Raw genomic sequence first — 12,639 nt, 5'->3', positions numbered from 1 at the left:
GCAACTGCTCCCGAGAAAGCACGATCATGCTGGACAAACTGAACCCGGCTACAGGGGACGCGCCTGAACTTGCCGCCGAGCAATGGATCGGCGCGCTGGATGCGGCGCTCGCGAGCCGCTCCGCTGAGGCTCTTGCCGCGCTGTTTGCGCCCGAGAGCCACTGGCGCAATATCTTCGGCATTTCCTGGCAGTTTGCGACCTTCAGCGGGCGGCAGCGCGTCGTTGCCGAGCTGCTGACGCGCGCTGAAGCGGTCGGCGCGAGCGGATTTCGTCTCGATGACCGTGCCTTGATACCGCGGCGGGTCGTGGTGGCCGGACGCGAGGTGATCGAGGCCGTCTTCACCTTCGACACGTCGAATGGTCCCGGCAGCGGCGCGGTCCGCCTGCTGCATGAGAGGGGCGGAAATTCCGCGGCGTGGACGTTCTCCACGATGCTCGACTTCAACCGCATCTGCGAGGCTCGCACCGATCGCGCCGCCGAGCAATCCCACGCGCGCGATTTCGCCGCACCCGACTGGCTGGAGCAGCGGCAGGCCTCGCGCGCCTATGCCGACCGCGAGCCTGACGTACTGATTGTCGGCGGCGGCCATGCCGGCATTGCGGCCGCGGTCGAGTGCAAGCGGATCGGGCTCGATGCCCTGATCGTCGATCGCGAGCGGCGCATCGGCGACAATTGGCGGCTGCGCTATCGCGGGCTGAAGCTGCACAACAAGACGCCGGTCAATCTGTTCCGCTATCTGCCGTTTCCCCCGAGCTTTCCGGACTACATCCCGAAGGACAAGATCGCGAACTGGCTGGAGAGCTATGTCGACATCATGGAGCTCGACTTCTGGACCGAGACGTCGTTCGAAGGCGCGCGCTATGACGATACGGCGCAGCGCTGGACGGTGACGCTGCAAGGGACCAGCGGCCCGCGCACGCTACATCCGAAGCACATCGTGCTCGCGACCAGCGTCAGCGGCACGCCGAACGTTCCCCGGATCGAGGGCATCGGGAATTTCGAAGGGAAGGTGCTGCACTCCAGCGCGTTCGCGGCCGGGCGCGAATGGGCAAGGCGATCAGTCGTCGTGTTCGGCACCGGCACCAGCGCACATGACATCTGCCAGGAGCTGCACGCCGCCGGCGCCGACGTCACCATGGTGCAGCGCAGCCCGACCATGGTGGTCAATGTCGAGCCCGCGCAGCTCTACGACAAGACCTATCTCGGCGACGGCCCGCCGATCGAGGTGCGCGATATCCTCAATTCCGGCGTGCCGCTGCCGGTGATGAAGATCGCGCACCGGATCATCACCGACGAGGTGAAGCGGCTCGATGCGCCCTTGCTGTCACGGCTGGAGCGCGCCGGCTTCCGGCTCGAATTCGGCGAGGACGGCACCGGCTGGCCGCTGAAGTTTCGCTCCCGCGGCGGCGGCTACTACTTCAATGTCGGCTGCTCCGAATTGATCGCCGACGGCAAGATACGCCTGATCCAGGCTGCCGACATCGCTGATATCACCGCGAACGGCCTTGCGCTGAAGGACGGCACCTCGCTCGCCGCCGAGCTGTTCGTGCTCGCCACCGGCTACAAGGGCCCGGACCATCTGGTCGGCAGGTTGTTCGGCGAGGACGTCGCCGAGCGCGTCGGCCGGGTCTGGGGCTTTGACGATGCGACCCAGGAGCTGCGCAACATGTGGACGCGCACGCCGCAGCCCGGCCTCTGGTTCGCGGGCGGCGCGTTCTCGCAGGCCCGCATCTACAGCCGCTTCATCGCGCTGCAGATATCCGCGATCGAGGCCGGTGCGCTATCCAAGCATCTCACCTGAACTCCACGCACTCACACTGAAGGACTCCCATGCCGCTTCCGCTCGACCCCGTCATTGAGAAGATCATCCCGTTGCTGCCGCTGCGCGATCCCACAACCATGACGCCGCAGAGCTGCCGCGATTCGTTGCGGGCGCTGGCCGAGGCGCGCAAGGAGGTGCCGCCGCCGCCGGTCGATGTGGCGCGCGATATCGAAGTCGCGGGCGCCGCCGGCAAGCTCGGCGCGCGGCTCTATCGCAACGGCAGCGGAACGGCGCCGACCGTGATCTTCTTCCATGGCGGCGGCTGGGTCGCGGGCGATCTCGAAACCCATGACCGCCAGGCCCGCAATCTCGCGATCGAGACCGGCGCGGTCGTGATCTCGGTCGATTATCGCCGCCCGCCGGAGACGCGCTTTCCCGGCGCCTTCGAGGATGCGTTCGCCGCGATCCGCGACGTGATCGCGCGCATTGGCGACTTCGGCGGCGACCTCTCGCGCGTCGGCGTCGCCGGCGATTCCGCGGGCGGCAATCTCGCCGCCACGTCAGCGCTCGCCTGCCGCGACGCCGGCATCAGGCTCGCCGGGCAATTGCTGGTCTATCCCGTCACCGACGTGGTCGGCAATTTCGCCGATCCGGGCGAGAACGCGAAATTTCCGTCGCGCGCCGAGAATGCCGAGGGCTACTTCCTGACGCGTGCGACGATGCAGTGGTTCGCGGGGCATTATCTCGCCGACAAGACTGAGGGCGCCGACTGGCGCGTCTCGCCGCTGCGCGCGAAGAGCCTTGCCGGTGTCGCGCCGGCCGTCGTCACGACAGCCTGGTTCGACCCGCTGCGCGACGAGGGCCATGCCTATGCCAGGGCGTTGCAGGCGGCCGGCGTGCAGGTCGCGTATCATTCCGGCGAGGGATTGATTCACGGCTACTTTGGCCTCGGCGATGCCTCGGAGGCCGCGCGCGCCGAGGCGCAGCGCGCGCGGGCGGATTTTCGGGTGCTGTTGGAGAGGGGAGTCTAAGCTCCCGTCGTCCCGGCCGTTGTTGAAGAGGGCGGTCTAACCTCCGCGTCGTCCCGGCCAAGCGAAGCGCGAGCCGGCAACTGTTATGTTGGTTTGGTCTGCAGGTACGGCTTTCGGTCTCGCATCATGGCATTGAGGACCGTGAGCAGCTTCCTGGCGACGGCGATGAGGGCGAGTTTGGCTGGTTTTCCGGCCTGTCGCAGTCGTGCATAGAAGGCCTTGAACGGATCAGCTCTGCGAACTGCGTTGAGGGCCGCCATATAAAGGGCGTCACGAACGCGCTTTCGGCCGCCCGCAATCTTGCGCTTGCCGCGGAAGGTGCCGCTGTCGACGTTGAAGGGAGCAAGGCCAGCGAGCGCTGCGAGTTGTTTCGGTCCGACCCGCCCGAGTTCCGGCATCTGCGCGATGAGCTGTATGCAGGCCACGGGACCCACGCCGGGCAGCGAACGCATTAACTTCGCATCGTCCGCGATCTGCGCTTCGGCTTTAATCAATGCGCTGATGTCGGCCTCGATCTCGGCGATCTCGCTGTCGAGGACCTCGATGAGGCGGCCAATGCGTTCGGCCATGGCGCGATCGTCGGCCTCGCTGCGCCGGTTCTTCTCCTGGGCGCGCATGAGGACCAGCTGATCCCGCCGTTTTGCAAGCCTCGCCAAGGCGCCCCGTGCAGGATCGGCGACCTGCTCGGGGGCGGGCTGCATGGCCCGCGCAAAGGCCGCCAGCATCCGCGCATCGATCGGATCGGTCTTGGCGAGCAGGCCGCTGGCCCGTGCAAAGTCGCGGGCACGGGCCGGGTTGATCCGTGCGAACTGGATCCCGGCCTGACGCAGCGCCTCGCGAAGCGCGAGGTCATAGATACCCGTCGCCTCGAAGACCACCAGCGCATCGCATTGCCAACGCGCCACCTGCTGTGTGATGGCCTGTGTCGCGTTGGCAATGCGCCTCGGCACGCCGTCAGCCTCATCAAAGATATCGAGGTGTTTTTTGGAGACGTCGATTCCGACGTAACGAAGAGCTATGATCACGGTGCCTGCCCCTGTGATGCGAGGTCTGTTGCGCAGCCTCGTGCAACTGTTCAGGTTGATAGATGGAACGGGCGGGAGACCGAGCCGGCTCGCGGCGTCAAGCGCCAAGGACCCAACGGCTTCCCGCCCACCCACATCCTGACAGACTTCCAAGACACAGGGACCCATAACCACCGCGGCTCGTTGTTGCAGAAGGCTGTGGCACCAGCGTCGTACCACACCGACATTCGTGGTTGTGGGTCCCGGCCTTCGCCGGGACGACGATGGGGATGGAGTTGCGCGCAACAACTTCCCCTCAATCATTCCCGATCGTGTCGCCGAACAGCTGCCAGGTCTCGCCGTTGAACTTCTGCAGCCGCATCGCTTCGACCGGGAAGTAGTCGGTCGGCGAGGTCTTCACCTTGATGCCGGGCAGGAACATCGGCAGCGCGATGTCGAGATTGGCGGCCTGCTTCATGATGTTCTCATGGGTGAGGTCGTCGCCGCATTGCTTCAGCACCTGCACCGTCGCCTCGGCCACCACATAGCCGTAGACGATCAGCTGGTCCTGCAGATTGCCGTCCGGAAAATACTTCTTCATGAAGTCGTGCCAGGCGATCACGTCCGGATCAGCCTTCCACTGCGGATCGTTCGGATCCTTCAGCGAGTAGGACGAGATGATGTCCCTGGAGTATTCGAAGCCGGCCGGCTTCAGCACCGAGGATACCGAGGTCGAGGTCGCCGCGAGGAAGAACAGGTCCGGCTTCCAGCCGATCTCGCCGATCTTCTTGATCGCCTGCGCCGCCTGCTTGGGGATCGCGTGCATGAACAGCACGTTGGCGCCGGAGGATTTCAGCTTCACGATCTGGCTGTCGACCGTCGGATCGGTCGATTCATAGGTCGTCTCCGCCACCACCATCTTCGCGGTGTTCTCCGGCCCCAGCCCCTTCTTGAAGCCGTTGCCGTAATCCTTGCCGGCGTCGTCGTTCTGGTAGAACAGCGCGATCTTCGCGTCCGGCTTGTTGGTCAGCACATACTTGGCGTAGACCGCGGTCTCGGCCTGGTAGGACGGCTGGAAGCCGATCGTCCACGGATAATGCGCGTAGTCGCCCCACAGCGTGGCGCCGGCGCCGACGAACAGTTGCGGCACTTTCTTGTCGTTGAGATATTTGCGCACGGCAAGGCCGGTCGGCGTGCCGAGCGGATTGAGGATCGCGGCGACCTCCTCCTGCTCCACCAGCTTGCGGGTCTGCTCCACCGTCTTCGGCGGCGAGTAGCCGTCGTCGAGCGTGATCAGGTTGATCTTGCGCCCGTTCACGCCGCCATGGTCGTTGATCATCCTGAAGTAGGCGGCCTGCGTCTTCGCGATCACGCTGTAGGCCGACGCCGCGCCGGAGAATGGCGAGGTCTGTCCGAGCTTGATCTCGGTGTCGCTGGCACCCGTGCCATATTTCTTCTCGGCGGCGTGCGCCTGCGTCGCGAGCGCAAGCGCGACGGCTGCCGTGACGGCCTTCCAGATCATCGTGAGCCTCCCTGTGGCTTTTTTGTTTTGTTCGCGAGGGAGAGCTTACGTGAGCCGCCGCACGTTGGGCTTGTGGCGAGACGCCGGGGCAGGGATGCGAAAATGCGGCTGGTGCGATGGCGGCGCGGTGTAACCACCAGCGTCGTCCCGGCGAAGGCCGGGACCCATTACCCCAACTGCCTATTTGGAGCGACGCTGGGGCAACATTCCGCGTAACGGCAGACTTTAGTGATAATGGTCCCGGCTTTCGCCGGGACGACGATGATGAGAGAGCGGCGCGCCTCAGCGCACCCGCACGCTGCCGGTCGTCACCGGATCGGTCGGCAGCACGGTGGCGCCGGCGCGGCTGGCGGCGGCGGAGGTGATCATGCCGGGCTCGGCCGCGGCCTGCACATTGCGCGGCGGGTTGAATTCGAGGATGACGAGGGCGGCCGTCGCGAGCACCGCCACGGCGGCGGTTGCAATCGCAGGCACCAGTCTTCCGCGCGGATCGGCTGCGCGAACTTGCATCGAGCAATTCCTTTATCGGGGTCGTTCTTTGGACGTGACATAGGAACGGCCAGGCTTCTTCCCAAGAGTGCGGCGCACCTGCCTCACAATCAGTTGTGCTGGCCGTGATGTCCTTCACGGTCTTCGAGACAATGCGGCGTGCCGCGTCGAATCGCATTCGTGTCGGACGGCTTGTTTGCACACTAATATCTGGAAGAGATCGTGGCGTTTTGCATGCGCCTCATGCGCTCGTGATGATGCGCAGTGATGTTGTGATTAATGGCCACGTGAGAAGCCCGCTTTGTCTTTATTTATAGGCTTTCTTTGTTGATCGGGGCGCGTGCGTTAAGCGTTCACGCACTCTCGATGCATCAAGCAGAAGACTCGTGTGATGTGCGCGTGATGGAAGAGATGATACCGCTGTCATTGGCGGCAGCTGTCAGCGGACTGTCGTAGTCATTAGCGACGCCGTCATTGCGAGGAGCGAAGCGACGACTTGTCCGCCGAAGCCTTGACGAAGGCGGAAGCAATCCATCTCTCTTAGCGCTGTACGATGGATTGTTTTGCTCCGTGCGCAATCACGAAAAGAAAAATCCACTCGCTACTCACCCGCGCGTGCGCGAGCGCGCGTCGGTCGGATCGATTCACCTGTCAGACAGCAGGAGAGGGTGCGCGCGCGTAGTCTCGCGGCGCGATCGGCCCGAGCTTTACGGCAGCTTCGCCTGTCGGCAGAGGGCCAAGGGAACGCCGGGTGCCAGCACGCACGCACCCATGGGTCCCGAGCTCAGGGTGAACTCAGGCGCGATTGCTGCGATGTATCGGCTCCCTGCGATTGCCTCGACAACGTGTCCAAGCACTGCACCATCGCAAATTGAAATGCTCGCTCTCGGATGATTCCGCGAGGGATGCGCCTGAGAGGTGAACGAGACGATCTTCCCAAAACAAAAACGGCCAGGTCATCCGACCCGGCCGTTTAATTCTCTCCGCGAATTCCGCGTTCGCGTCTAGCTCAGCTCGCCTTCTTCACCGGCGCCGGCTTGCCGACCTTCTTCTCGATCGCGCGCTTGAGATCCAAAGCGCGGGGCGAGAGCACGTCGGCCTTGGCCTTGAGCAGATAGGCGTCGAGGCCGCCATTGTGGTCGACGCTCTTCAGCGCGTTGGTCGAGACGCGCAGGCGCACGTTGCGGCCGAGCGCTTCGGAGATGAAGGTGATGTTGGCCAGGTTCGGCAGGAAGCGCCGCTTGGTCTTGATGTTCGAGTGGCTCACCTTGTGGCCCGTCTGGGGGCCCTTGGCCGTCAGTTCGCAGCGCCGGGACATCTTACAAAATCCTTATTGCATCCCCGCCGCTCGAAGGGCGTGCAATCACACGGCCCGCGCGGGGGTTTTGAATTCGCGTCCATTTTCCAGGAACCGCGGGTGTATAGGGGGAGAATACCCGAGCGTCAAGATTATATCGCCGCATGCGGGGCACCGGAATTGCCGGTTCATAAGGTCTTCCAGCCACTTAACGGCGGATATGGCAACCATATAAAGGGCGTATTCGGCTGCAAGTCTAGGTTCCATACAAGATGCGCCTTGTTGTCCGGCCGAATTGAACGCCGAGATGGACAACGGATAGAGCGCCGATAGCAGGACCGTCAGGTAGGTTAAGTGACCACCGCCATTGCCATTTTGCCCCCGCTCGGCCGGCTGCTCGGTCTGTGCGCGGGCGCATTGCTGCTGTTCTGCGCCGAGCGCGCCAGCGCGCAGGGTCGGCTCGACGCCCAGTACGAGGCGACCCTGGCCGGTATCCCGGTCGGCAAGGGCAGCTGGACCATCGAAATCGGCGACGACACCTTCTCGGCCTCGGCCCAGGGCGGCACCGCGGGCCTCTTGAAGGCGTTTTCCGGCGGCTCGGGCGCAGGCGCCTCGCAGGGCCGCGTCGTCAACGGATCGCTGGCCGCCTCGTCCTACACCGCGACCACCACCACCTCGAAGAAGTCGGAGACGATCCGGATGGTGCTGGCGAATGGCGGCATCAAGGAATCCTCGATCGAGCCGGAGCCGTCGGTCGATGCCGACCGCCTGCCGGTGACCGACGCGCAGAAGAAGAACGTGTTCGATCCGATGACCGGCTCGTTCCTGCGCGCGCCCGGCAACGCCGAATTGATGAGCCCGGATATCTGCCGCAGCGGCGCCGGCATCTTCGACGGCCGCATGCGCTACGACCTCAAGCTCGATTTCAAGCGGGTCGAGATCGTCAAGGCCGAGCGCGGCTATCACGGCCCGGCGCTGGTCTGCGCGCTCTATTTCGTGCCGATCTCGGGCTACATCCCGGATCGCCCCGTGATCAAATACCTCGCCGCCCAGCGCAACATCGAGATCGCCTTCGTGCCGATCGCCGGCACTCGCCTTCTGGTGCCGTTCCGCATGACGATCCCGACCCCGCTCGGCCAGGCCATGCTGGAAGCCACCTCCTTCGTCACCACAGCCGCGCCGCCGCGCGTGGCGAAGACGCAGTAACCCCTGTCGTAGCCCGGATAAGCGGAGCGCCATCCGGGGACAGTCGTCTCCCGCATATCGCTTCGCTCATGCGGGCTACGCAATGCTAGACCGTCACCCTGAGGAGCCTGCGGAGTAGGCGTCTCGAAGGGCGACGCCACCAGCCGGGCCGTGCATCCTTCGAGGCTCGCTCCGCTCGCACCTCAGGATGACGGGTCCAAGCAAGAATGCTTCCCTTCGCGGCGCGCGGAATGCAACGAACGTCACCGGAATCCCGTTGACTCTTGCCCGCTTCTGATTCGACTCGGTCACCCCTGGAACTTAAGGAATTCAGTCCGCATATCCTGTGCTTGTGGAGCCCTCTCAAACTTGATCTAGTGCCGCCGCCGCCAGCCTGCCCGAGATGTTGCGGTGAACGTTTCGAGCCCGGAATGGAGTCAGCGATTCGGCCGCGATTCGTTCTAGACTCGTTCCAGAGCTTAAGCCGGGCGCGGAAAGCGTCGCATTGTGAGACAGATTTTGTGAAAGGACGCGTGAAGGCGTGAAGACCAGAGCGTCAATCTCTCACCGTCACCCCCGCGCAACGGCTCCGCCGTTGTCGCTGGAGGAGGCCGCGCAGCGGCCGTCTCGAAGGGCGACGGCCCTGCTGTCTCATCAAGATCGCCGCAAACGGGTCGATCTCGGCCGTGCATCCTTCGAGACGCGCTGACGCGCTCCTCGCAGGTACAACGGCGAATTCGCCGTTGTACCGGGGATGACGGATCAGAGAGCGCCCCAACAATTCAAGAAACACCTGCAAAATATGGTTTTCTCAACTTCGTTCGGAAATGACCGCGTGCCCGGTGCAGGCGTCACCGCGGTGCTCGGGCCGACCAACACCGGCAAGACGCATCTCGCCATCGAGCGCATGCTGGCGCATTCGTCCGGCCTGATCGGGCTGCCGTTGCGGCTGCTCGCGCGCGAGGTCTACAACAAGATCGCGGACCGCGCCGGCGTCGACAACGTCGCGCTGGTCACGGGCGAAGAGAAGATCAAGCCGAAGGCGCCGCGTTTCTGGGTCTCGACCGTGGAAGCGATGCCGCGCGATCTCGATGTATCCTTTCTCGCGGTCGACGAGATCCAGATCGCGGCCGATCTCGAGCGCGGGCACGTGTTCACCGATCGCATCCTCAATCGCCGCGGCCGCGACGAGACGCTGCTGCTGGGCGCGGCAACAATGCGGCCGATGATCGAGCGGCTGCTGCCCGGCGCCTCGATCATTACGCGGCCGCGGCTGTCGCAGCTCGAATTCGCCGGCGACCGCAAGATCACGCGGCAGCCGCGACGCACCGCGATCGTGGCGTTCTCGGCGGACGAGGTCTACGCGATCGCCGAACTGATCCGCCGTCAGCATGGCGGCGCGGCGGTGGTGCTGGGCTCGCTGTCGCCCCGCACACGCAATGCGCAGGTCGCGATGTTCCAGAACGGCGACGTCGATTACCTCGTCGCCACCGACGCGGTCGGCATGGGGCTCAATCTCGACGTCGATCACGTCGCCTTCGCCTCCGACCGCAAGTATGACGGCTATCAGTTCCGCCGCCTGACGCCGGCCGAATTCGCGCAGATCGCGGGCCGCGCCGGCCGCGCGACGCGCAACGGCACCTTCGGCACCACCGGGCGCTGCGCGCCGTTCGAGCCGGAGCTCGTCAACGCGCTGCAGAACCACACCTTCGATGCCGTCAAGGTGCTGCAATGGCGCAACGCCAAGCTCGATTTCGCCTCGCTCGGCGCGTTGCAGGTGTCGCTGGCGCTGACGCCCAATCATGAGGCACTGACCCGGGCCCCGGTGGCCGAGGATCTGCGGGTGCTCGAGCATGTCGCGCGCGACGCCGAGGTGCGCGAATTGGCGCATGGGGCTAAAGCGGTCGAGCGGCTGTGGGAGGCCTGCCAGGTTCCGGACTATCGAAAGCTGTCGCCGGCCGCCCATGCCGAACTCGTGACCACGCTGTATGGCTTCCTGATGAAAAAGGGGCGTATCCCTGACGCATGGTTTGCCGCCCAGGTCGACCAGGCCAACCGGACCGACGGCGATATCGACACGCTATCGGGCCGGATCGCGCAGATCAGGACCTGGACCTTTGTTGCCAACCGGCCGGACTGGCTTTACGACCCGGACCACTGGCAGGGGATCACGCGCGAGCTCGAAAATAAATTATCCGATGCGCTGCATGAACGGCTCACGGAGCGTTTCGTTGACAGGCGGACCAGTGTATTGATGCGCCGCCTGCGGGAGAACTCAGTTTTGAATACGGAAATTGGCAAGACCGGTGAAGTGATCGTGGAAGGCCACGTGATCGGCCGGCTCGATGGTTTCACCTTCGCACCTGATGCGGCCGAGGCCGGCAGCGACGCCAAGGCGCTGCAAGCCGCCGCCCAGCAGGTGCTGGCGCGCGAGATCGATGCGCGTGCCGAGAAACTGGGCGCCGCCCCCGACGAGCAGTTCGTGCTGACCTCCGACGGCACCATCCGCTGGACCGGCGATGCGGTCGCCAAGCTGGTGGCCGCCGACGACGCTCTGCATCCGCGGCTGCGCATCATCTCCGACGAGCGGCTGACCGGCGCCTCGCGCGAGGCGGTGCAGACCCGGCTCGATCTCTGGCTCAAGACGCATATCGAGAAGCTGCTCGGGCCACTGTTCGAGCTGTCCAAAGCCGAGGACCTGCAGGGCATCGCCCGCGGCATCGCCTTTCAGCTGGTCGAGGCGCTCGGCGTGCTCGAGCGCGCGAAGATCGCGGCCGAGATGAAGGATCTCGACCAGCCCTCGCGCGCGGCCTTGCGCAAATACGGCGTGCGGTTCGGCGCCTACCACATCTATTTCCCGCAGCTGTTGAAGCCCGCGGCGCGCTCGCTGGCCTCGCTGCTGTGGGCCGAGAAGCAGAGCAATGTCGACATGGCTGCGCTGTCGAATGTGCAGCATCTGGCGAGTAGCGGCCGCACCTCGTTCCCGGTCGACAAGCAACTCGCCCGCGATGCCTATCGCGTGCTCGGCTATCGCCAGTGCGGCGAGCGCGCGGTGCGCGTCGACATACTGGAGCGGCTCGCCGACCTGATCCGCCCCGCTTTGGCCTGGCGCGAGACCTCGCCGGGCGAGAAGCCTGCGGGCGCGTTCGATGGCCGCGGCTTTGTCGTGACGCAGGCGATGACCTCGCTGACCGGCTCCGCCGGCGAGGATTTTGCCTCGATCCTGCGCGCGCTCGGCTACCGCATGGACCGTCGTCCGCCGCTGCCGCCGAAGCCCGTTGAGGCCACACCGGCAGAGACCACGGAGGCCGTCGCCGAGACCACGGAGACCGTGGCCGGGACCACCGAGACGGTCGCCGCCGAGACGCCGCCGGTCGAGGCGACCTCTGACGCCGCCGTGGATGCGCCGGTCGGTGCCACTGCCGAGGTTGTGGCCGATGCGCCGGAGGCCGCCACGGATCAGCCGGTGTCCGGCGATCCTGCCCCGTCGGCCGCGCTGCTGCCCGATGTCGGCTTTGCCGAGGTGGTGTCCAGCGAGGCGACGCCGGTCGTCGTCGAGACCAAGCCCGCGCCCGTGGCGGAAGTTGCCGCCGAGCCCGCCGCTGTCGCCGGAGAGCCCGCTGCTGAGGCGCCCGCCGCGGAAGCGGCATCCGAGCCCGCGCCTGCCGCGGAAGCCACTGCAGAGACGCCGTCCGAGACCGCCACCGAGGCGGCCGCGGAGACCGCGGGTGCCGAGGCAGCACCGGCTGAAGCCGCTCCCGCCACCGCGGAGACCCCGGCCGAGCCGCAGCTGGTCGAAGTCTGGCGTCCCGGTGGCCGTTCCGACGAGCGCCGTCCGCATCATCGCGGCCATGATCGCAACCGCGGCCGTCACCAGGGCAAGCCCGCGGAGGGCGCGCAGGCCGCTGAAGGCGGCGGTGAGGGCGACAACAAGCGCGAGCATCATCGCCGTCCGCGCCGTCACCAGGATTTCCGCGCACCGCGCCCGGGTGCGCCGGCGGATCCGGCTTCGGCGCCCGCCGAGGGCGCGCAGGCCCGCGACAACAGGGACGACAAGGGCCAGCGCCGCGAGCGCTTCGAAGGCAAAGGTCGCGATCGCGACAATGAGCGTCGCCGCGACAACAAGTTCGGCGGCGACCGTAAGGGCGAGCGCGGCGATCGTGACCGCGGCGGCCGCGATTTCGGCAAGGGTGGCCGCGACAAGCGCGAGGGCGGCCCGTCGCATCGGCCCTACGCCTCGAGCGCGCCGCGCGAGCGCGACCGGCCGATCGATCCGAATTCGCCATTCGCCAAGCTCGCTGCCCTGAAAGAGCAGCTCGCAGGCCGGAAGGAATAGTCCAACCCTTGG

8 protein-coding genes are annotated in these 12,639 nt (G+C 65.6%); 4 read left to right on the top strand and 4 right to left on the bottom strand.

Annotated elements, in window-relative coordinates; translation table 11 throughout:
* The first annotated feature begins 26 nt into the window (after positions 1-26).
* The gene (locus tag ACE10X_RS42515) at positions 27-1,802 is read left to right on the top strand and encodes an NAD(P)-binding domain-containing protein (RefSeq protein WP_038387797.1); all 1,776 of its coding nucleotides are present in this window, start codon (positions 27-29) and stop codon (positions 1,800-1,802) included.
* Positions 1,803-1,831: 29 nt separating this feature from the next.
* Positions 1,832-2,794: an alpha/beta hydrolase gene (locus ACE10X_RS42510; protein WP_038387798.1), complete on the top strand. Its 963-nt coding sequence runs from the start codon at positions 1,832-1,834 to the stop codon at positions 2,792-2,794.
* 83 nt (positions 2,795-2,877) lie between these two features.
* On the opposite strand, the gene ACE10X_RS42505 is transcribed toward ACE10X_RS42510, so the two are convergent.
* The 4 genes from ACE10X_RS42505 to rpmB form a co-directional block, all read right to left on the bottom strand.
* Complete coding sequence (locus ACE10X_RS42505) at positions 2,878-3,819, bottom strand: IS110 family transposase (RefSeq protein ID WP_375764572.1); 942 nt, start codon at positions 3,817-3,819, stop codon at positions 2,878-2,880.
* A gap of 295 nt (positions 3,820-4,114) precedes the next feature.
* Positions 4,115-5,320 carry an ABC transporter substrate-binding protein gene (locus tag ACE10X_RS42500; protein WP_375763838.1) on the bottom strand — a complete coding sequence of 402 codons (1,206 nt, stop codon included), beginning with the start codon at positions 5,318-5,320 and terminating at the stop codon, positions 4,115-4,117.
* Positions 5,321-5,602: 282 nt separating this feature from the next.
* Complete coding sequence (locus ACE10X_RS42495; protein WP_028336196.1) at positions 5,603-5,830, bottom strand: hypothetical protein; 228 nt, start codon at positions 5,828-5,830, stop codon at positions 5,603-5,605.
* 988 nt (positions 5,831-6,818) lie between these two features.
* Positions 6,819-7,127, bottom strand: a complete 309-nt coding sequence (rpmB, locus tag ACE10X_RS42490) for a 50S ribosomal protein L28 (RefSeq protein ID WP_028341882.1) — start codon at positions 7,125-7,127, stop codon at positions 6,819-6,821.
* 354 nt (positions 7,128-7,481) lie between these two features.
* Here rpmB and ACE10X_RS42485 point away from each other — a divergent pair, with 354 nt between their 5' ends.
* Positions 7,482-8,312 (top strand): DUF3108 domain-containing protein, encoded by an 831-nt coding sequence (locus tag ACE10X_RS42485; protein WP_051003251.1) that lies wholly within the window; start codon positions 7,482-7,484, stop codon positions 8,310-8,312.
* A 781-nt stretch (positions 8,313-9,093) separates the two neighbouring features.
* Positions 9,094-12,627: a helicase-related protein gene (locus ACE10X_RS42480; protein ID WP_038387800.1), complete on the top strand. Its 3,534-nt coding sequence runs from the start codon at positions 9,094-9,096 to the stop codon at positions 12,625-12,627.
* Positions 12,628-12,639 lie beyond the last annotated feature (12 nt).

Origin of the sequence: Bradyrhizobium sp. Pha-3 (assembly GCF_042258325.1) — a bacterium.
Taxonomy (GTDB): domain Bacteria; phylum Pseudomonadota; class Alphaproteobacteria; order Rhizobiales; family Xanthobacteraceae; genus Bradyrhizobium; species Bradyrhizobium elkanii.
The sequence above is the reverse complement of the archived record's forward strand: the minus strand, read 5'-3'. Positions and strand labels throughout refer to the sequence as shown.